At 56.7% G+C, this 21909-nt stretch carries 16 protein-coding genes and 2 pseudogenes; 8 read left to right on the top strand and 10 right to left on the bottom strand.

Translation table 11 applies throughout. From position 1 onward, the window contains the following. Positions 1-186: 186 nt before the first annotated feature. From serS to lrp, 5 genes are all read right to left on the bottom strand, one after another. On the bottom strand, positions 187-1479 hold the full coding sequence (gene serS / locus H7R76_RS15705; RefSeq protein WP_106924449.1) for a serine--tRNA ligase: 1293 nt from the start codon (positions 1477-1479) through the stop codon (positions 187-189). Positions 1480-1571: 92 nt separating this feature from the next. Beyond that, positions 1572-2915 (bottom strand): replication-associated recombination protein RarA, encoded by a 1344-nt coding sequence (gene rarA / locus H7R76_RS15710; RefSeq protein ID WP_182965746.1) that lies wholly within the window; start codon positions 2913-2915, stop codon positions 1572-1574. A gap of 9 nt (positions 2916-2924) precedes the next feature. Next, positions 2925-3536, bottom strand: coding sequence for an outer membrane lipoprotein periplasmic chaperone LolA (gene lolA / locus H7R76_RS15715; protein WP_182965748.1), 612 nt, complete (start codon positions 3534-3536; stop codon positions 2925-2927). 123 nt (positions 3537-3659) lie between these two features. Then, positions 3660-7805 carry a DNA translocase FtsK gene (ftsK, locus tag H7R76_RS15720; protein ID WP_182965750.1) on the bottom strand — a complete coding sequence of 1382 codons (4146 nt, stop codon included), beginning with the start codon at positions 7803-7805 and terminating at the stop codon, positions 3660-3662. Positions 7806-7925: 120 nt separating this feature from the next. Further along, on the bottom strand, positions 7926-8420 hold the full coding sequence (gene lrp, locus H7R76_RS15725; RefSeq protein WP_000228469.1) for a leucine-responsive transcriptional regulator Lrp: 495 nt from the start codon (positions 8418-8420) through the stop codon (positions 7926-7928). Positions 8421-8971: 551 nt separating this feature from the next. Between lrp and trxB the strand changes: the two genes are divergently transcribed. The 5 genes from trxB to infA all read left to right on the top strand — a co-directional run bounded on the left by trxB (position 8972) and on the right by infA (position 14801). Further along, complete coding sequence (gene trxB, locus H7R76_RS15730; protein ID WP_182965752.1) at positions 8972-9937, top strand: thioredoxin-disulfide reductase; 966 nt, start codon at positions 8972-8974, stop codon at positions 9935-9937. A gap of 123 nt (positions 9938-10060) precedes the next feature. Next, positions 10061-11827, top strand: a complete 1767-nt coding sequence (gene cydD, locus H7R76_RS15735) for a heme ABC transporter permease/ATP-binding protein CydD (RefSeq protein ID WP_182965754.1) — start codon at positions 10061-10063, stop codon at positions 11825-11827. Beyond that, a complete protein-coding gene (cydC, locus tag H7R76_RS15740; protein WP_182965756.1) occupies positions 11828-13552 on the top strand; it encodes a heme ABC transporter ATP-binding protein/permease CydC in 1725 nt (574 codons plus the stop codon). It abuts the gene before it with no gap. 41 nt (positions 13553-13593) lie between these two features. Then, positions 13594-14298: a leucyl/phenylalanyl-tRNA--protein transferase gene (gene aat / locus H7R76_RS15745; RefSeq protein WP_182929195.1), complete on the top strand. Its 705-nt coding sequence runs from the start codon at positions 13594-13596 to the stop codon at positions 14296-14298. A 284-nt stretch (positions 14299-14582) separates the two neighbouring features. After that, positions 14583-14801 carry a translation initiation factor IF-1 gene (gene infA / locus H7R76_RS15750; RefSeq protein WP_001040187.1) on the top strand — a complete coding sequence of 73 codons (219 nt, stop codon included), beginning with the start codon at positions 14583-14585 and terminating at the stop codon, positions 14799-14801. A gap of 187 nt (positions 14802-14988) precedes the next feature. Here infA and H7R76_RS15760 read toward each other — a convergent pair. Further along, positions 14989-15339 (bottom strand): annotated as a pseudogene (locus H7R76_RS15760) (integrase core domain-containing protein); the annotation flags it as partial. Positions 15340-15424: 85 nt separating this feature from the next. Here H7R76_RS15760 and tnpA point away from each other — a divergent pair. From tnpA to tnpC, 3 genes are read left to right on the top strand one after another with little or no spacing between them, the layout of a single operon-like run. Further along, a complete protein-coding gene (tnpA, locus tag H7R76_RS15765; protein WP_015632445.1) occupies positions 15425-15832 on the top strand; it encodes an IS66-like element accessory protein TnpA in 408 nt (135 codons plus the stop codon). After that, a complete protein-coding gene (gene tnpB / locus H7R76_RS15770; protein ID WP_032414478.1) occupies positions 15829-16179 on the top strand; it encodes an IS66 family insertion sequence element accessory protein TnpB in 351 nt (116 codons plus the stop codon). The genes tnpA and tnpB overlap by 4 nt, the downstream gene beginning before the upstream one ends. Positions 16180-16208: 29 nt before the next feature. After that, positions 16209-17798 (top strand): IS66 family transposase, encoded by a 1590-nt coding sequence (gene tnpC / locus H7R76_RS15775; protein WP_064146682.1) that lies wholly within the window; start codon positions 16209-16211, stop codon positions 17796-17798. A 33-nt stretch (positions 17799-17831) separates the two neighbouring features. On the opposite strand, the pseudogene H7R76_RS15780 reads toward tnpC, so the two are convergent. The 4 genes and pseudogenes from H7R76_RS15780 to clpS form a co-directional block, all read right to left on the bottom strand. Beyond that, positions 17832-18610, bottom strand: a pseudogene (locus tag H7R76_RS15780) (IS3-like element ISSen4 family transposase); the annotation flags it as partial. 33 nt (positions 18611-18643) lie between these two features. Further along, a complete protein-coding gene (locus H7R76_RS15785; RefSeq protein ID WP_182968011.1) occupies positions 18644-18868 on the bottom strand; it encodes a DUF2554 family protein in 225 nt (74 codons plus the stop codon). Between the two features lie 183 nt (positions 18869-19051). Beyond that, positions 19052-21328 (bottom strand): ATP-dependent Clp protease ATP-binding subunit ClpA, encoded by a 2277-nt coding sequence (gene clpA / locus H7R76_RS15790; RefSeq protein WP_182965758.1) that lies wholly within the window; start codon positions 21326-21328, stop codon positions 19052-19054. Between the two features lie 29 nt (positions 21329-21357). Further along, entirely contained in the window at positions 21358-21678 is a 321-nt protein-coding gene (gene clpS, locus H7R76_RS15795) for an ATP-dependent Clp protease adapter ClpS (RefSeq protein ID WP_035896358.1), read from the bottom strand. Between the last annotated feature and the right edge of the window lie 231 nt (positions 21679-21909).

Raw genomic sequence — 21909 nt, forward strand, 5'->3', positions numbered from 1 at the left:
TCGTTGCTGACATTGAAAGTTTCGCTATATAGATTCTTATATAACGAATTGCTATTATTATAGTGTTTTATGCTATTGCTAGTTCGAAGGGAGTATTAAACGTTCTACCAGGAGAGGTATTGTTCGGTATCAATAGGGATATAAAAAAAGCGCCTTGCGGCGCTTTTTTTGTGAAACAGTCGAGGATTAACCGATAAATTCCAGACCGTTCATATATGGACGCAGCACCTCTGGTACTTCAATGCGGCCATCAGCCTGCTGGTAGTTTTCCAGCACGGCAACCAGCGTACGCCCTACCGCCAGCCCAGAACCGTTGAGGGTATGGACCAGACGGGTTTTCTTATCGGACTTGCTGCGGCAGCGAGCCTGCATGCGGCGCGCCTGGAAATCCCAGACGTTAGAGCAAGAGGAGATCTCGCGGTAGGTATTCTGCGCCGGAACCCAGACTTCGAGGTCATAGGTTTTGCAGGCACCGAAGCCCATGTCACCGGTACACAGGATGATTTTACGGTATGGCAGACCCAGCAGCTGCAGGACTTTTTCTGCGTGACCGGTCATTTCTTCCAGCGCCGCCATAGAATCTTCCGGACGAACGATCTGTACCATTTCAACTTTGTCGAACTGGTGCATACGGATCAGACCACGCGTGTCACGACCGTAGGAACCCGCTTCAGAGCGGAAGCACGGCGTGTGTGCGGTCATTTTGATCGGCAGATCGTCTTCGTCGATGATTTCATCGCGAACGAGGTTAGTCAGCGGCACTTCCGCCGTTGGGATCAGCGCATAGTTGCTGCTGTCAGCTTCTTCTTCCAGCGGACGAGTATGGAACAGGTCACCGGCAAATTTCGGCAGTTGCCCGGTACCGTACAGGGTGTCCTGGTTGACCAGGTAAGGCACATAGTTTTCGCTATAGCCATGCTGTTCGGTGTGCAGATCCAGCATGAACTGCGACAGCGCACGGTGCATACGGGCGATCTGGCCTTTCATCACGACGAAACGTGAACCGGTCAGCTTAACGGCGGCAGCAAAGTCGAGGCCGCTGTGCATTTCACCCAGCGTCACATGATCGCGGATCTCGAAATCAAATTCACGCGGCGTGCCCCAACGGGAGACTTCAACGTTGTCGTTTTCGTCTCGACCGATCGGTGCGTCGTCGTGCGGGATGTTCGGGATGGTCAGCGCGATATCGCGAATCTCTGCCAGCAGAACGTCCAGTTCGGATTTCGCGGCATCCAGCTGTTCGCCGAGCTTGTTCACTTCCAGGCGTAAAGGCTCAATATCTTCCCCGCGTGCTTTCGCCTGGCCGATGGATTTCGATCGCGAGTTACGCTCTGCCTGCAGATTTTCAGTTTCTACCTGCAGCACTTTACGACGCTCTTCGAGAGCGCGAAGTTTATCTACATCCAGCTTAAAGCCCCGGCGTGCCAGTTTTTCTGCGACTGCGTCTGGCTCTGTACGCAGCAGATTGGGATCGAGCATGCTTATCCTATGCTTATCGAATTGAAAGTGGAGTATGCGACCACAGCCCGCGGTCGCAGAGGTACGTTGACAACATTACCGCAACGCCTGCGCTAGCGGTAGCGTTTTGTGCGGCTATTTTGATCCTGTTCAGCGAGCCAGGCGAGCTTTTCGCCAATCTTGCCTTCAAGACCCCGATTGGTCGGGTGATAGTAGCGAGTTTGCGCCATTTCGCTGGGGAAATACTCTTCACCGGCGGCGTAAGCGTTCGGTTCATCGTGGGCGTAGCGATACTCTTGCCCGTAGCCCATCTCTTTCATCAGTTTGGTCGGCGCATTGCGCAGATGCACCGGTACGTCGTAATCCGGGCGTTCACGCGCATCGGCCATCGCCGCTTTAAACGCGGTGTACACGGCGTTGCTTTTCGGCGCACAGGCAAGGTAAACAATGGCCTGCGCAATGGCTCTTTCGCCTTCGGCCGGGCCAACGCGGGTGAAGCAGTCCCAGGCTGAAATCGCAACCTGCATCGCGCGCGGATCGGCGTTGCCGACATCTTCGGAAGCAATCGCCAGGCAGCGGCGCGCAACGTACAGCGGATCGCCTCCGGCGCTGATAATGCGCGCATACCAATACAGCGCCGCATCCGGCGCGCTGCCGCGCACCGACTTGTGGAGCGCGGAAATCAGATCGTAGAAACGGTCGCCTTTGTTATCAAAACGGGCGCTGCGTTCACCGGCAATTTCGGTCAGTAGCTGCGGCTGGAGTACGCGCTTACCCGCCTCGTCAAGCTCGGCCATATCGGCCATCATTTCCAGCGTATTCAGCGCTCTACGCGCATCACCGTTAACCAGCTCCGCAATCGCCCGCCGGGTTTCGTCCGGCAGGACAATATCCTGCCCGCCGTAGCCGCGCGCCTTATCTTCCATCGCCTGAGTGAGCACTTGCTCAATATCCTCGGTGGTGAGCGATTTCAGCAGATAAACGCGCGCCCGGGAAAGCAGCGCCGAGTTCAGTTCAAACGAGGGGTTTTCCGTGGTTGCACCAATGAAGGTGATGGTGCCGTCCTCAATATGCGGCAGAAACGCATCCTGCTGGCTTTTATTGAAGCGGTGAACTTCGTCAACGAACAGAATAGTGCGACGCCCGGCATTGCGGTTCTGCCGCGCGCGTTCAATCGCTTCACGGATCTCTTTCACCCCGGAGGTAACGGCAGAAATTCGCTCGACGTCGGCATTCGCGTAGCGAGCAATCACTTCCGCCAGCGTGGTTTTGCCGGTGCCAGGCGGCCCCCAGAGGATCATCGAGTGCAGATGCCCCGCCTCAATGGCTCGCGGCAGCGGCTTACCGGCAGCCAGCAGGTGTTGCTGGCCGATGTACTGCGCTAAGTTCTCTGGCCGCATACGCGCGGCCAGAGGTTGAAACGTATTCTCTGAAAAATCGAGCGACAGGTTGCTCACGCCGACCTCTTACTTACGCTGATCGTCCACCGTCACGCCCTGCGGCGGCGTAAAGGTGAATTTGGAGGCATCCACCGAGCCGTTCTGCTGCGATTTCAGCTGATAACTGCTACGCTGATCGTCCTGCTCGATGGCGCTGAACTGATGGATGGTGCCATCGCGGCCAACGTTGATGGTGAATTTCTTCAGGTTACCGTTGTTGCCGCGCGGCGTTAACACAAAATCATCGCCATTTTGCTGAATGTTATATTGCTGCCAGTCGCTGGCCTGGTTACGGGCAATCAGCATAAACGGCGTATTGCCGGTAGCGTCTTTCAGCCAGGTCGCGGTCGCCTGCTCGACGAACGGGTTGTAGAACCACAGGGTTTTACCGTCAGAAACCAGAATGCTTTCATCCGGCTGCGTCATATGCCAGTTGAACAGATTCGGGCGTTTCACCCACAGATCGCCCTGACCATCCTGCACCGCATTACCGCTGCCATCGGTGACTTTTTGCGTGAAGCTGGCGTGGAAGCTGCTGACTTTATCCAGACGGTTTTTCAGGTCACCGGCGGCATCAGCCCATACGCTGCTGACAACAAAGCTGGAAAGTAATGCACACGTGATCGCGATCTTTTTCATTGTTATTTCCTTAAATAGCCTCATGCTCCCGCCAGGAGAGCTTCTGTCACTCACTCTAAAACGTCATTATGAGCGGCGACAGAAGAAAATACTGAATTTTGACTTATTTACCCATCTTTGCAATCAATCGAACGGCGGCGGCGCAAGCACCTCACGGTTGCCGTTGTGCCCCTGTTCGCTGACAATCCCCTGCGCTTCCATCTGTTCGATAATGCGCGCCGCACGGTTGTAGCCGATACGGAACTGGCGCTGAACGCCAGAGATAGACGCTTTACGTTTCTGGGTAACAAAGTTGACCGCCTGATCGAACAGCGGATCTAACTCCTCGCCGCCGTCAAAGCCACCGCCGCCGCCTTCGCTTTCGCTGTCGGAGGTGATGCCGTCGATATACTGCGGACGACCGCGTGCTTTCCAGTCCTGAACCACCGCATGCACTTCCTGGTCGCGAACAAACGCGCCGTGAACGCGAATCGGCGTATTTGAGTTAGGCGCGGCGTATAGCATATCGCCCATCCCCAACAGGGATTCCGCACCGCCCTGATCGAGGATGGTACGGGAGTCGATTTTACTGGACACGGTAAACGCAATACGCGTCGGAATGTTAGCTTTGATGAGGCCGGTGATCACATCCACCGACGGACGCTGGGTCGCCAGAACGAGATGGATACCCGCCGCACGTGCTTTCTGTGCCAGACGTGCAATCAGCTCTTCCACTTTTTTACCGACGGTCATCATCAGGTCGGCAAATTCATCAACCAGCACCACGATGTACGGCAGTTTTTCCAGCACCGGATGGGTGGCGTCCATACTGTCACCCGGCTTCCAGTAAGGATCCGGAATCGGACGCCCCATACGAGCGGCTTCGGCAATTTTTTCGTTATAACCAGCAAGGTTTCGCACACCCAGCGCCGACATCAGCTTGTAGCGACGTTCCATTTCGTTGACGCTCCAGCGCAGGGCGTTTGCGGCGTCTTTCATATCAGTGACCACTTCCGTCAGCAGGTGCGGAATCCCCTCATAGACCGACAGCTCCAGCATTTTCGGGTCGATCATGATGAAACGCACGTCTTCCGGCTGCGCTTTGTAGAGCATACTGAGGATCATGGCGTTGACGCCGACCGACTTACCGGAACCGGTAGTACCGGCCACCAGCAGGTGCGGCATTTTCGCCAGATCGGCCACCACCGGCTCCCCGGCGATGTCTTTACCCAGCACCACGGTCAGCGGCGACGGGTTATCGCGGAATTTATCGCAGTCCAGCACTTCACGCAGGTACACGGTCTGACGCTTTTTGTTCGGCAGTTCCAGGCCAACATAAGGCTTGCCAGGGATCACTTCCACCACGCGCACCGCCACGGTCGACAGCGATCGCGCCAGGTCACGAGACAGGTTAGAAATTCGTGCCGCCTTCACGCCAGGCGCCAGATTCAGCTCGAAGCGGGTGATAACCGGGCCCGGCGAGTAGTTCACCACATCGGCCTTAATACGATAATCCGCCAGGCGAGTTTCGACCAGGCGCGCCATCTGCTCCAGCGCGAAGGTGTCTACCGGCTCGACTTCCGTCGGCGGTGGGGTCAAGAGATCCAGCGACGGCAGCGGTGTCGTCGGCTTTTGCAGAGGACGGTCGTCGCCGTTACGCATCAGCAGCGGGTGAATCAGGCTTTCCTGCGGCGGTGTTGCCGGCTGCGGCGGCACGTACTGCGGCTGCTGAACCTGCGGCTGCTGCGCTGCATATTGAGGTGCCTGCTGCGGCTGAGCATACTGCGGCGTCTGCGGCTGCCCATACTGAGGCTGATGGACGCTCTGCGCATGCTGCGTCGCCTGCGGCTGCGCGTATTGCTGAGGCTGCGGTGTCGCAGGCTCCGGCATCACGCCAGGGGTAAAGAGCGGCGCTTTTGGCGTATCGTCCACCAGCGTTTTCATTGGCGAAAATTCGAAATCATCGAGGGAGAACGGATGAGCGCCTTCCGGCTGTTCGCTGGCATAGCGAGTCTGTTGCGAAGCCGCAAACTGGCGCGCCAGCTCGGCTTCAGCGACCGCGTCAGCATCCTCTTCCGCGACGACATCCTCTTCGACGTGCGCTTCGCCGTAGCGTTGTTGCTGGGAGGCAGCAAACTGGCGTGCCAGCGCATCCTGCTCGAGCGCATCGGCTTCTTCATCGCTGAGCGGGGTATGATCGTCATGCTGATAGCGCTCGGCTTCACGCGCGGCGCGCTCTTCGGCCATCCGCTGCGAAGGCAGCTTAATTCCGTAGGATGCCAGTTCACGGCGAGTCGGCACGCGAACGCGATTCGGACGCGGCAGTTTCGGGCCAATGCCCTCTTTCACCTGCGGGCGCGGGCCTTCTGCCGGGCTAAACAGCGGCGCTGAGGCCGCGGCTGTCGCAGCGGCACCCGCAGCAACGGCCGCATGGCGAACGCTCGCCGCCACCGGGGCAACCGGCGCTGTTGGCTCAGGGATCGACACTGGCGTTGAGGCAGCAGGCATTGACGCCGCGCGCGCTTCTACCGGCGCTAAAGGCTCAGGGATAGGCTGATACCATGCCGCCAGTTGCTCACGCTCGCGCGCACGTTTTTCTTCCACTTCTTCGAAGTAGTAAAGCGGTGGGCGATGTGCGGGTTTAACCTCTTCTTCCACAACCGGCTCTGGCTCAGCGACAGGTGTCGGCTCAGGCTGAGCGATATACTGCGGCTCCTCGTAAACCGGCTGCGGCGGCTGCGCGTACTGTGGCTCGGCATAAGCGGGCTGAGGCGGCTGCGCGTACTGTGGCTCTGCATAAACAGGCTGCTGCGGCTGCGCGTACTGCGGTTCTGCATAAGCAGGCTGCTGCGGCTGCGCGTACTGCGGATCGGCATAAGCAGACTGCTGCGGCTGCGCATACTGCGGTTCTGCATAAGCAGGCTGCTGCGGCTGCGCGTACTGCGGTTCTGCATAAGCGGGCTGCTGCGGCTGCGCGAAAAGCGGGTCCACATAATCATGCTGCTGCGGCTGCGCGTACTGCGATTCTGCATAAACAGGCTGCTGCGGCTGCGCGTACTGCGGGTCGGCATAAACAGGCTGCTGCGGTTGTGCCAACAGCGGGTCGGCATAAACAGGCTGCTGCGGTTGTGCCAACAGCGGGTCGGCATAAACAGGCTGCTGCGCTGGCGGCCAACCCTCTGGCGCGGGCGCAATCACCGGCTCCGCGGCAACGGGATGGGGAACAGACTGCCACTCAACGCCAGGTTGCTCGGCAGCAGGCGCTGCAGTCTGCATCGGGTCAGCGGCCCATGCTGGTGTCGATGCCGCAGCGGCTGCGGCAGACAGCGGATCGGCCACTGAATGTCCGTTCAGCAGCGGGTCGTATTCATCGTACTCCGTCGCGCGTGCTGCGCTGGCGCCGGAGAAAAGAACGTCATCAGGATCCACTGCGGCGACATAGTGCGACGCCGCTTCCGGCTCATCCATTCTGCGGCCGGAAAAGAGCGCTTCGTCGGTCTTGCGCCCCATCGGATTAGAGAATTTTTCGGCTATGCGTTTACGGCGGGCCAGCGCACCGCGCAGGATACGAGCGCGGCGGGATTCATGCACGGCTTTGCGCGCAGGCTCACCTTCATCCTCGTACTCGTCTTCGTCGTCGTATTCATCTTCATCAACCCAGGTATCATCGCGACGCGTACGGTTACTGGCAAAGGTGAGGATATTCAGTATCCAGCTGCCCATTTTCTCGGCAATGCTCACCCATGACCAGCCGGTAAACAGCGTCAGACCCGCAGCCCAGATACACAACAGCGCAATGGTGCCGCCGCTGCTGTGCAGCATCGGCTGTAGCGCCGTGCTGAGCAGGCTGCCAATCACGCCTCCGGAAGCAAAGTACCAGATATCATCGGCGTTGATAGCGGCCAGGCCGCAGGAGGTCAGGATAATCGCCAGCACGCCAATCAGGCGCAGGGAGACGGCGAAATAGTCGATGTAATCTTCGCTGGCACGGTGTCGCCAGGCAAACCAACAGCCGCCCACGATAATCACCGGGATGGTGTAGGCCATCACGCCGAAGATAAAGAACAGCGTATCGGCAAGCCATGCGCCGGATGCGCCGCACAGATTATGGATAGGTTCATGCCAGGCCGTTTGCGACCAGCTGGGATCGGAAGGATTGAAGCTCAGTAGTGCTGCCATTAACCAAACGGCAAAAATGGCGCATAGGAGAAGTAACGCCTCAAGGAGCCGGCGTCCGCTGCTGAGTTTAGTGAGTTTGACTTCTTTGTCTTCTGTATATTCCTGGCTCAAGAAAGGCTCTCCAGGTGCCAAATGCTAAAACGGACAACAGTGTCAGATTGCGCCGACACTGTTGCTGTATGGATTAACAGGAGTGTAATCAAACTACGCTGATTTTGCACCTGTTCCGTTTTAGCGGGTCTTAATTACCAGACGATTACTCTGCTTGACCTCTTCCATCACGACGTAGGTACGGGTGTCGTTGACGCCCGGCAGGCGCAGCAGGGTCTCGCCAAGAAGCTTACGGTAAGCCGACATATCCGGTACACGGGTTTTCAACAGGTAGTCGAAATCACCGGATACCAGGTGACACTCTTGAATTTCTTCAAGTTTTTGCACGGCGGCGTTAAATTGTTCAAACACGTCCGGCGCACCGCGATTCAGAGTAATCTCAACAAAAACCAGCAGCGATGCATCCAGATAATGCGGGTTCAACAGCGCGGTATAGCCCTGAATAAACCCTTGTCGTTCCAGACGACGTACGCGCTCAAGGCACGGGGTCGGAGAAAGTCCTACTCTTTTGGAAAGCTCGACGTTCGAAATACGCCCATCTTTTTGCAGCTCATTGAGAATGTTGCGGTCGATGCGGTCGAGATCTTTGCCAGGGCGTTTTTTACTATCTACCATTATTATTGTCTCTCTGTATTCCTTCCCTACTCCTGTCTTGACTCTGTGCACTTCACTGTTCAGAGCCTTCTCCCGATTTCAATACGCCATTGTTGCTGCAACGACGTATATCCCAGGGTTTGCGTATGAGAAGCCCCGGCGCCTCGCGGCAACTCTCCGACATCACGTATGGTGTCTGTCCACACCATACGTAGATTTCAGTGATCCGGGTAAAAATGGCATTTGTGTGCATGAAAATTCACCGCACGCGAAACACTGCTTTTCTTCTTCCTTGAATGTTGTCGCAAAAGCACAGGGGATTGTCAAAGCAAAACATCTTTTTTTAGTACAACATGCCAGATATTCATTATCACCGGGGCCTGATTCACATGTAATCGTCTTATAATTAGGCAGCGGACAGTAGAAAGAGTTATATTTTTTGATGTTAAAATAAGCAATCAATCGGTTCACTCTATTGCACATATCGTTAACAAAACCGCTGTGCTCTTTTTTTACGTCTACAAATTCCCTACAATCCCAAACCATGTCTGCCAAACAATTATGGGGATCTCATGGGCACGGCCAAACACAGTAAACTGCTTATCCTTGGTTCTGGACCTGCGGGATACACCGCTGCGGTCTATGCTGCACGCGCAAACCTGCAACCGGTTCTGATTACCGGGCTGGAAAAAGGCGGTCAGCTGACCACCACCACAGAAGTGGAAAACTGGCCCGGCGATCCAAACGATCTGACGGGTCCGCTGCTGATGGAACGTATGCATGAGCATGCGACCAAATTTGATACCGAAATTATTTTCGATCATATCCACAGCGTCGATCTGCAAAACCGTCCGTTCCGCCTGATCGGCGACAGCGGCGAGTACACCTGCGACGCGCTGATCGTCGCGACCGGCGCTTCTGCCCGCTATCTGGGCCTGCCGTCAGAAGAAGCGTTCAAAGGGCGCGGCGTTTCCGCCTGTGCCACCTGCGATGGTTTCTTCTACCGCAATCAGAAAGTGGCGGTCATCGGCGGCGGCAATACCGCCGTTGAAGAAGCGCTGTATCTGTCCAACATTGCGTCGGAAGTACACCTGATTCACCGTCGTGATGCTTTCCGTGCGGAAAAAATCCTGATCAAGCGTCTGATGGATAAAGTGGAAAGCGGTAATATCGTGCTGCACACCCACCGCACGCTGGAAGAAGTCACCGGCGATCAAATGGGCGTGAGCGGCCTGCGTTTGCGTCACACGGAAAGCGATGACATTGAGTCGCTGGACGTCGCGGGCCTGTTTGTCGCTATCGGCCATAGCCCGAATACCGCGATTTTCGAAGGTCAGTTAGAACTGGAGAACGGCTACATCAAAGTGCAGTCCGGGATCCACGGCAACGCCACCCAGACCAGCGTACCTGGCGTGTTCGCCGCGGGCGACGTCATGGACCACATTTACCGTCAGGCAATTACCTCTGCGGGCACCGGCTGTATGGCAGCGCTGGACGCAGAACGCTACCTCGACGGTCTGGCTGACGCCTGCAAATAATCTTTACAAGTCAGTAACAAAAGTAAAAAAGGCGACGATAAGTCGCCTTTATTTTTTCTGCGATGTAACATTGCCGCGCCTATAACAGAAACCATTATCCATAAGCCACCTGCTAAGCGCCCAATGAATAAAAGTCGCCAACACGAACTCACCCGCTGGCTCAAACAGCAAAGCGTCCTGTCGCGCCGCTGGTTGATGCTCTCCCGCCTGCTCGGTTTCGCCAGTGGGGTACTGATTATTGCGCAGGCCTGGCTGCTGGCCCGCATACTCCATCACATGATCATGGAGAGTATTCCGCGCGAGGCGCTGCTGATGCCGTTTATTCAGCTTGTGCTGGTGTTTGTGCTGCGAGCCTGGGTCGTGTGGCTGCGCGAGCGCGTGGGCTTCCATGCCGGGCAGCAAATTCGCTTTGAGATCCGTCGTCAGGTGCTGGACCGATTACAGCAGGCTGGCCCGGCGTGGATTCAGGGCAAACCTGCCGGCAGCTGGGCGACGCTTATCCTTGAGCAGATTGACGACATGCATGACTACTACGCCCGCTATCTGCCGCAAATGGCGCTGGCCGTCTGCGTGCCGCTGCTGATCGTCGTGGCGATTTTCCCTTCGAACTGGGCTGCCGCACTCATTCTGCTGGTCACGGCCCCGTTAATCCCGCTGTTTATGGCGCTGGTAGGGATGGGCGCCGCCGATGCTAACCGCCGCAACTTCCTTGCCCTGGCGCGCCTGAGTGGCCACTTCCTGGACCGCCTGCGGGGGATGGACACCTTACGTATTTTCGGCCGCGGCGAAGCCGAGACCGACAGCATTCGCGAAACCTCGCAGGATTTCCGCCAGCGCACCATGGAAGTCCTGCGCCTGGCGTTTCTCTCCTCTGGCGTGCTGGAGTTCTTTACGTCGCTATCGATTGCGCTGGTGGCGGTGTACTTCGGTTTCTCCTACCTGGGCGAGCTGAACTTCGGCAGCTACGGTGCCGCGGTAACGCTTTCCTCCGGCTTCCTGGCGCTGATTCTGGCACCAGAATTCTTTCAACCGCTGCGCGATTTAGGCACATTTTACCATGCTAAAGCGCAGGCGGTGGGTGCCGCCGATAGCCTGAAGACCTTCCTTGAAGCACCGCTGGCGCACCCGGAGCAGGGAGACCAGATACTGGATACCAGCGAGCCGGTTTCGTTAAGCGCGCAGGATCTGTTTATCACCTCGCCGGAAGGCAAAATGCTCGTCGGCCCGCTCAATTTCACGCTCCATGCCGGGCAACGTGCGGTGCTGGTCGGGCAAAGTGGTTCAGGGAAAAGCTCGTTGCTTAACGTCCTGGCCGGATTCCTGCCCTACCGCGGCTCGCTCAAGGTTAACGGCGTCGAACTGCGCCATCTTCAGCCGGAAGGCTGGCGTCAGCTGATGAGCTGGGTGGGCCAAAACCCGCAGCTTCCGGCCGCCACGCTGCGCGAGAACGTGCTGCTGGGCAACCCCGACGCGAGTGAACAGCAGCTGCATCAGGCGCTGGAAAAAGCGTGGGTTAACGAGTTTCTGCCGCAGTTGCCCGAGGGTATCGACACCGCCGTTGGCGAACAGGCGGCGCGTCTGTCTGTCGGCCAGGCGCAGCGCGTTGCCGTCGCCCGTGCGTTACTCGCGCCTTGCCGCCTGCTGCTGTTGGATGAACCGGCCGCCAGCCTGGACGCGCACAGCGAAAGGCGCGTGATGCAGGCGCTGACCGACGCCTCTACTCAGCAAACCACGCTGATGGTCACTCACCAGTTGGAAGGCCTTGCTGAATGGGATGCCATCTGGGTCATGGAAAACGGCCAGATTATCGAACAAGGGACGTATCAGCAGCTGCTGGACATGCAGGGCGTGTTTGCCAGCCTGCTGGCCCATCGTCAGGAGGAGATCTAAATGCGCGCACTGTTGCCTTATCTGGCGCTCTATAAACGCCATAAATGGCTCTTAAGCCTCGGCGTGGTTCTGGCGATCGTTACCTTACTCGCGAGCATTGGCCTGCTGACGCTGTCAGGCTGGTTCCTTTCTGCCTCGGCGGTGGTCGGCTTTGCCGGCGCCTACAGTTTTAACTACATGCTGCCTGCTGCCGGTGTGCGCGGCGCGGCTATCATCCGTACCGCCGGGCGCTATTTTGAGCGTCTGGTCAGCCACGATGCAACCTTCCGGGTGTTAGCGCATCTGCGGGTATTCACCTTTAGCAAGCTGCTTCCGCTTTCTCCTGCGGGGCTGGCGCGCTTTCGTCAGGGCGAGCTGCTCAACCGTATGGTGGCAGACGTCGATACTCTGGACCATTTGTACCTGCGGGTCATTTCGCCGCTGGTGGGCGCGCTGGTGGTCATTCTGGTGGTCACCGCCGGTCTGAGCCTGCTGGACGTCAGCCTGGCGCTAACGCTCGGCGGGATTATGCTTGCCACGCTGCTGATTCTGCCGCCGCTGTTTTATCGCGCCGGTAAACCAACCGGCGAGCAGCTCACGGCGCTGCGCGGTCAGTACCGTCAGCAGTTAACCGGCTGGCTCCAGGGCCAGGCCGAGCTGACCATTTTCAACGCCAGCGACCGCTACCGTAAGCAAATGGAACAAACCGAGCTGAACTGGCACGATGCCCAGCGTCGCCAGTCAGAACTGACCGCGCTTTCTCAGGCGTTGATGCTGCTGATCGGTGCCGTGGCGGTCGTCTCGATGCTGTGGCTGGCAGCAGGCGGCGTTGGCGATAATGCCCAGCCGGGCGCGCTGATCGCGCTCTTCGTCTTCTGTGCGCTGGCGGCCTTCGAAGCGCTCGCCCCGGTGACCGGCGCCTTCCAGCATCTGGGGCAGGTTATCGCCTCGGCGCTGCGCGTCAGCCAGATTATCGAACAGCAGCCGGAAGTCACCTTCCCACAGCAGGCCGCCGCCGCGCCTCATCAACAGGTGGCGCTCACCCTTGAACAGATTACCTTTACCTATCCGGAGCAGTCGCAGCCGGCGCTGGATAATCTGACGTTGCACGTCGCGGCCGGTGAACATATTGCAATCCTTGGCCGGACCGGCTGCGGTAAATCGACCCTGCTGCAGCTACTGACCCGAGCCTGGGATCCGCAGCGCGGCCGTATTCAGTTGAACGATACGCCTCTCAACCAGTTGGACGAACACACGCTGCGCCAGACCATTAGCCTGGTGCCGCAGCGCGTACATCTGTTCAGCGCAACGCTGCGCGACAACCTGCTGTTGGCCAGACCCGATGCCAGCGATGAAAAGCTGGCAAACGTGCTGCGCCGCACCGGTCTGGAAAAGCTGCTGGAAGACGCCGGGCTCAACAGCTGGCTGGGCGAAGGTGGCCGTCAGCTTTCCGGCGGCGAGCTACGCCGTCTGGGCATTGCCCGCGCGCTGCTGCACGATGCGCCGCTGATGCTGCTGGATGAACCCACTGAAGGGCTGGACGCCACGACGGAGAATCAGATTCTCGAACTGTTGGCGGACGTGATGCAGAACAAAACGCTACTGATGGTCACCCATCGCCTGCGTGGTCTGGCGCGATTTAATCAGATAATTGTCATGGACAACGGGCAAATTATTGAGCAAGGTAATCATACAAAACTGCTGGCAAAACAAGGTCGTTACTACCAGTTTAAACAGCGTCTGTAGACTATGATTGAGTAAACTTTGTCTCGTGGGGTTATCGCGATATGCGCCTTGTGCAGCTTTCTCGTCATTCGATTGCTTTTCCCTCACCTGAGGGCGCATTACGTGAACCAAACGGACTGCTGGCGTTAGGCGGCGATCTCGGCCCGGCGCGCCTGTTGATGGCCTATCAACGCGGGATCTTCCCGTGGTTTTCACCCGGCGACCCGATCCTCTGGTGGTCGCCGGATCCCCGTGCCGTTTTGTGGCCCGAGCAGTTTCACCTCAGCCGCAGTATGAAGCGTTTTCATCGCCAGTCGCCCTATCATGTTACCCTCAACTACGCATTCAGTGATGTGATCGAAGGCTGCGCCCAGGATCGCCATGAAGGCACCTGGATCACCACCGGTATCAGCCTGGCCTATCAGCGCCTGCATGAGCTTGGCCATGCGCATTCCATTGAAGTCTGGCAGGGCGAAACGCTGGTCGGCGGTATGTACGGCGTGGCGATGGGCGAGCTGTTCTGCGGCGAGTCAATGTTCAGCCGTGCGGAAAATGCCTCTAAAACGGCCCTGTACGTCTTCTGTGAGGCGTTCAGCCGTGCAGGCGGCAAACTCATTGACTGCCAGGTGTTAAACGGCCATACGGCTTCTCTCGGCGCAATTGAGATACCTCGCCGCGACTACCTTGAACAGCTGAATGTTCTGCGCACGCAGCGGCTGGATGATAAATTCTGGGTACCAAGGCGTCTCTTTTCGCCCCAGACGTAAATGTTTTCAGCACAATTTCCATCAGGATGATATAATTGCCGACGAGAGTCGCTTCTGCCTTTTGCCCCGCCGCCGTTTGGGAATCATTCGAGTCAGATAACGCCCACGTTTATCCTGCTGTTTCCGGCCTGGTTCGCGCCCATCACATGCTGTTTTGGTGTGGTGAAAGGGTAATGCGCAAAAACGACTTTCGCCGATTAATACGCACAATTCTTTACTTACATGATGAACTTCGGCATTATCTTGCCGGTTCAAATTACGGTAGTGATACCCCAGAGGATTAGATGGCCAAAGAAGACAATATTGAAATGCAGGGTACCGTTCTTGAAACGTTACCTAATACCATGTTCCGCGTAGAACTGGAAAACGGGCACGTGGTTACTGCACATATCTCCGGTAAAATGCGCAAAAACTATATCCGCATCCTGACGGGCGACAAAGTGACTGTCGAGCTGACCCCGTACGACCTGAGCAAAGGCCGCATTGTCTTCCGTAGTCGCTAATCGCCGCAGATAATGAGCGTTGGCGCCCTATTCGCCGAGCGCTATTTGCCGAAAACTGATGCCCTGCTTATGCGGGGCATTTTTTTATGTATTAAAACGGTATAGCGTGACTAGCGTAACGCCGCTTCGGGTTTGCGCGATTTTTGCCAGTGATGGTGTGACCTGCCCCCACGATTAGATACAACACTCAGTTAGTAACGTCGGAATCTTCATTCTCAGAATGACCCTTTCTCCAGCCCGCTGCAAATTCAGACGGTGTCTGATAATTCAGCGTGGAGTGCGGGCGGCATTCGTTATAATCCTGCCGCCAGTCATTAATAATTTTCCTGGCATGAACGATATCGCTGAACCAGTGCTCATTCAAACATTCATCGCGAAATCGTCCGTTAAAGCTCTCAATAAATCCGTTCTGCGTTGGCTTGCCCGGCTGGATTAAGCGCAACTCAACACCATGCTCAAAGGCCCATTGATCCAGTGCACGGCAAGTGAACTCCGGCCCCTGGTCAGTTCTTATCGTCGCCGGATAGCCTCGAAACAGTAAGCGTCATCTCAGTACCGTCTGTTGAAATTTCCGGTGATTGACGATGATAGAGTCCTCTTATAAACGTTAATGGACTCTATCAATGTCAGATTCTCTTCGTCCCCGCAGGGTTCGTGCGTCTTACTCCATGGACTTTAAACTGGAACTTGTCGAAAAATCTTATCAGCCTGGAGCCTGCGTGGCCCAACTGGCCAGAGAACACGGGATTAATGACAATCTGTTGTTTACATGGCGCCAGCGCTACAGCCACCTTTTGCCCGATGAAATACAACGTTCAGTCAGTAAACCTGATGCTGTCATCCCTGTTGTGGTATCTGACATGTCCCTGTCACATCATGCAGAACCACACTATGAACCATCCGGTTCCGCTTACGGTGAGGTGATGACCTGCGAAGTGGCTGTCGGGAGCGCCAGTCTGCGCCTGACAGGGAACTTATCTCCCGCTATCCTGAAAACACTGCTTCGCGAACTGACCGGGAGGGGACGATGATCTCCCTCCCGTCTGGCACCCGTATCTGGCTGGTCGCCGGCGCCACCGACATGCGTAAATCCTTCAACGGTCTGGGCGAGCAGATACAGCACGTACTGGATGAGAACCCCTTCTCCGGCCACCTGTTCATCTTCCGTGGCCGCCGGGGTGATACCGTCAAAATTCTCTGGGCAGATGCGGATGGACTGTGCCTCTTCACCAAACGCCTTGAGGAAGGGCAGTTCATCTGGCCCGCCGTGCGCGACGGCAAGGTGGCCATTAGTCGCTCGCAACTGGCCATGCTCCTCGATAAGCTGGACTGGCGTCAGCCCAAAACACCCCGTCTTAACTCACTGACAATGTTGTAAAAAAAGCATGGCCGCATTATAAATGGGTCATGAGTCAGGACTATCTCGCCCGTATCACCGCGCTGGAAGAAGAACTTCGCCGGAAAGACAGCCAGCTCAGTCTCGTTGCCGAGACTGAGGCCTTCCTGCGCTCTGCGCTGACCCGCGCTGAAGAAAAGATCGAGGAAGACGAACGGGAGATAGAACACCTGAGGTCTCAGATAGAAAAACTGCGCCGTATGATGTTCGGCACCCGTTCTGAAAAACTGCGCCGCGAGGTGGCACAGGCCGAAGCGCTGCTGAAACAGCGCGAACAGGCGAGCGATCGTTACAGTGGGCGGGAAGACGACCCGCAGGTTCCCCGCCAGCTCCGTCAGTCCCGGCACCGTCGTCCGCTTCCGGAACATCTTCCCCGTGAGATACTCCGGCTGGAGCCGGAAGAAACCTGCTGCCCGGCATGTGGCGGTGAAATGGCGTACCTCAGCGAAGTCAGCGCGGAGCAGCTGGAGCTGGTTGCCAGCGCCCTGAAAGTGATCCGCACAGTGCGGGTAAAAAAAGCCTGCACAAAATGTGACGGTATCGTGGAAGCTCCCGCGCCGTCACGTCCTGTCGAGCGGGGTATCGCCGGACCGGGTCTGCTGGCCCGTGTGTTAACAGCCAAATACTGTGAACATCTGCCGCTGTACCGCCAGACGGAAATCCTTGCCCGCCAGGGGGTGGAGCTGAGCCGCGCACTGCTCTCCAACTGGGTGGATACGTGCTGCCGTTTAATGGCGCCGCTGGACGAAGCCCTTTATCACTACGTGATGAACTGCCGCAAACTGCATACAGATGATACTCCAGTGCCGGTGCTGGCGCCGGGCAGGAAAAAGACGAAAACCGGGCGTATCTGGACGTATGTCCGGGATGACCGGAATGCCGGTTCGTCAGATCCTCCGGCAGCGTGGTTCGCGTACTCACCGGACCGGCAGGGAAAACACCCGGAGCTGCACCTTCGCTCCTTCCGTGGCGTCCTGCAGGCAGATGCCTTCGCGGGGTATGACCGGCTGTTCAGTACATCGCGAGAAGGCGGCGTGCTGACAGAGGCGGCATGCTGGGCGCATGCCCGCCGAAAAATCCACGACGTGTACATCAGCAGCCAGAGCGCCACGGCGGAGGAAGCGCTGAAACGCATCGGCGAACTGTACGCCATCGAAGCGGAAATACGCGGCATGCCGGAGACAGAGCGTCTGGCGGCCAGACAGTCGCGGAGTGCGCCGCTGCTGGCGTCACTGCATGAGTGGATGGTGGAGAAAAGTGCGACACTGTCGAAAAAATCCCGGCTGGGAGAGGCGTTCACGTATGCCCTGAACCAGTGGGATGCCCTGTGTTACTACTGCCGTGACGGTCTGGCGGAACCCGACAATAACGCCGCGGAGCGGGCGCTTCGCGCCGTCTGCCTGGGAAAGAAAAACTACATCTTCTTCGGGAGCGATCATGGTGGCGAACGTGGTGCACTGCTGTACGGACTGATCGGAACGTGCCGTCTGAACGGTATCGATCCAGAAGCGTATCTGCGCCACATCCTGAGCGTTCTGCCTGAGTGGCCTTCCAACAGGGTTGGTGAACTTCTGCCGTGGAACGTGGCTATACCTGCCTGACCAGTGTCAATACGGCGTCCGGTTAACGCTTACTCGAAACAGTGCAATGCTGTCCAGAATACGCGTGACCTGAACGCCTGAAATCCCAAAGGCAACAGTGACCGTCAGGCATTCCTTTGTGAAATCATCGACGCAGGTAAGACACTTGATCCTGCGACCGGTGGAAAGTGCGTCCATGACGAAATCCATCGACCAGGTCAGATTGGGCGCCGCCGGACGGAGCAGCGGCAGACGTTCTGTTGCCAGCCCTTTACGACGTCTTCTGCGTTTTACGCCCAGGCCACTGAGGTGATAAAGCCGGTACACGCGCTTATGATTAACATGAAGCCCTTCACGGCGCAGCAACTGCCAAATACGACGGTAGCCAAAACGCCTGCGCTCCAGTGCCAGCTCAGTGATGCGCCCTGATAAATGCGCATCAGCAGCCGGACGGTGAGCCTCATAGCGGCAGGTCGACAGGGATAAACCTGTAAGCCTGCAGGCACGACGTTGCGACAGACCGGTCGCATCACACATCAACATCACGGCTTCCCGCTTCTGGTCTGTCGTCAGTACTTTCGCCCAAGAGCCACCTGAAGCGCCTCTTTATCCAGCATGGCTTCGGCAAGCAGCTTCTTGAGTCTGGCGTTCTCTTCCTCAAGCGACTTCAGGCGCTTAACTTCAGGCACCTCCATACCGCCATACTTCTTACGCCAGATGTAAAACGTGGCATCGGAAATGGCATGCTTGCGGCAGAGTTCACGGGCGGGTACCCCAGCTTCGGCTTCGCGGAGAATACTGATGATCTGTTCGTCGGAAAAACGCTTCTTCATGGGGATGTCCTCATGTGGCTTATGAAGACATTACTAACATCGGGGTGTACTAATCAACGGGGAGCAGGTCAGGTGTTCACGCAAGCCTTCCGCCGACTCTTCCGCCACTGCACGTAGTTCATCGCTATCAGCTTCATGGCGTAGCTGGTGATCGGCATTTTTTACCCACAGATACTGATGACCTTTATGACCCGCCATCAGTTGTCCTGAAAATAACGCACAGGTGAGTAAAATCACCGACAACGCTTTCGTCAACATCATGTCACCGTTTGGTTATATTCTTCCGCCATCATGCCAGTCGCTACGTCGGGTTATTATTCGGCAGTTAAAATTAGCGCAAACGGATTGTCAGTGATAAATACAGAGATAATGCCGAGAGAAACCGCATAAAAAAACCGAGCGGCTAAGCGCTCGGTTTTTATTTCATGACTAATTAGATCGTCAGTGCGCCGCTTCCGGCTTATGTTTCTGCGCGCTGTGGAAACCGTAGGTCAGCTCGTTTTTCTCTTTATCGAGCGCCACGGTGACCTGCCCGCCGTCCACCAGCGAACCGAACAGCAGCTCGTTAGCCAGCGGTTTCTTCAGGTTATCCTGAATCACACGCGCCATCGGGCGCGCACCCATCGCGCGGTCGTAGCCTTTATCGGCCAGCCAGTTGCGGGCCTCCTGGCTCACTTCCAGCGACACGCCTTTCTGATCCAGCTGTACCTGCAGCTCGACGATGAACTTATCCACCACCTGATGGATCACATCGGTAGACAAGTGATCGAACCAGATAATGTTGTCCAGACGGTTACGGAACTCCGGCGCAAAGATCTTTTTGATCTCTTCCATCGCGTCGGTGCTGTTGTCCTGTTGGATAAGTCCGATCGATTTACGCTCGGTTTCACGCACGCCGGCGTTGGTGGTCATCACCAGCACGACGTTGCGGAAATCAGCCTTACGCCCGTTGTTATCGGTCAGCGTGCCGTTGTCCATCACCTGCAGCAGCAGGTTAAAGACGTCCGGATGCGCTTTCTCGATTTCGTCCAGCAGCAGCACCGCGTGCGGATGCTTGATGACCGCATCGGTCAGCAGACCGCCCTGATCGAAGCCTACGTATCCCGGAGGCGCGCCAATCAGGCGACTCACCGTATGGCGTTCCATATATTCGGACATATCGAAACGCAGCAGCTCAATGCCCATCGCTTTCGCCAGTTGGACAGTCACTTCCGTTTTACCCACCCCGGTCGGGCCCGCAAACAGGAAGGAGCCCACCGGGCGATGCTCGTGGCCAAGACCCGCGCGGCTCATCTTAATAGCTTCGGTCAGCGCGTCGATGGCTTTATCCTGGCCGAATACCAGCATTTTCAGACGGTTGCCAAGCGTTTTCAGCGTATCGCGATCGCTCTGGGAGACGCTTTTCTCCGGGATACGCGCAATGCGTGCCACCACGGATTCGATATCCGCCACGTTGATCGTTTTCTTACGCTTGCTCACCGGCATCAGACGGGCGCGCGCGCCAGCCTCATCAATGACGTCAATGGCCTTATCCGGCAGATGACGATCGTTGATGTATTTTACCGCCAGCTCCACCGCTGCCCGTACCGCTTTCGCGGTGTAGCGAACGTCGTGGTGCGCTTCGTACTTCGGCTTCAGACCGTTGAGGATCTGCACGGTCTCTTCCACCGACGGCTCGGTAATATCAATTTTCTGGAAACGACGCGCCAGCGCCCTGTCCTTCTCAAAGATATTGCTGAATTCCTGATAGGTGGTTGAGCCCATCACGCGAATCTTACCGCTCGACAGCAGCGGTTTGATCAAGTTGGCGGCATCGACCTGGCCGCCGGACGCCGCACCCGCACCGATAATGGTGTGGATCTCGTCAATGAACAGAATACTGTTGGTATCCTGCTCGAGCTGCTTGAGCAGCGCTTTAAAGCGTTTTTCGAAATCACCGCGATACTTAGTCCCCGCCAGCAGCGAGCCAATATCCAGCGCATAAATTGTGCAGTCGGCCATAATTTCCGGCACGTCACCGCGCACGATACGCCAGGCCAGCCCTTCAGCAATGGCCGTTTTACCGACGCCAGATTCCCCCACCAGCAGCGGGTTGTTTTTACGACGGCGGCACAGTACCTGAATGGTGCGCTCCAGCTCTTTGTCGCGACCAATCAGCGGGTCAATCCCCCCGACGCGAGCAAGCTGATTAAGGTTGGTGGTGAAGTTTTCCATACGTTCCTCCCCGCCTGCTTGCTCTTCGTTAGGCTGCTGATTTCCGGCGTCGGAAGACTGGCTCGGCTCGTCTTTGCGCGTACCGTGAGAAATGAAGTTCACCACGTCGAGGCGGCTGACTTCATGCTTACGCAGCAGATAGGCGGCCTGCGATTCCTGCTCGCTGAAAATCGCCACAAGTACGTTGGCGCCGGTCACTTCGCTGCGCCCGGAAGACTGGACGTGGAAAACCGCGCGCTGCAGAACACGCTGGAAGCTGAGCGTAGGTTGCGTTTCGCGCTCTTCCTCACTGACCGGCAGCACCGGCGTGGTTTGTTCAATGAAGGCTTCGAGTTCTTGACGCAGCGCCACCAGGTCGACCGAACACGCTTCCAGCGCTTCGCGGGCCGATGGGTTGCTCAGCAGAGCCAGCAACAGATGCTCGACGGTCATAAACTCGTGACGGTGCTCGCGCGCTCTGGCGAAAGCCATATTTAAACTGAGTTCCAGTTCTTGATTGAGCATAGGCACCTCCCCCAATTTTCATGCCTGTATCAGGCTTGTTCCAGCGTACACAGCAGCGGATGCTCGTTCTCCCTCGCGTACTGGTTCACCATGGCCACTTTGGTTTCGGCGACTTCTGCCGTGAAAACACCACAAATGGCTTTACCCTGATAGTGAACCGTTAGCATCAGCTGTGTTGCGCGTTCAACATCATAAGAAAAGAATTTTTGTAACACGTCAATAACAAACTCCATCGGAGTGTAATCATCATTGACCAATATCACTTTATACATTGACGGGGGTTTAAGCCCATCCTGAAGTTTGTCTGCCGAAAGCTGGTCGAAGTCCAGCCAGTCTCTGGTCTTACTCATTGTCAGTCATCATCGTCGGTATCATCACTTGCTGCTGACGAGGCTGCGTACACTTCAGGGCCCGTTTTATCACCGGAATTAATGACACATCCCTCGTTTATCACGTTACCCATCGTTCATGTGTATACAGCTTCTCAATTTACTGTAGATCATAGATAACTATCACCTATAGCTGTCATTCGCGAACTCTGTCACATTCCCGTCAATAGCGTTAACTGCTTCAAATTTTGG

Origin of the sequence: Klebsiella sp. WP8-S18-ESBL-06, assembly GCF_014169755.1 — a bacterium.
GTDB classification, from domain to species: domain Bacteria; phylum Pseudomonadota; class Gammaproteobacteria; order Enterobacterales; family Enterobacteriaceae; genus Kluyvera; species Kluyvera ascorbata_B.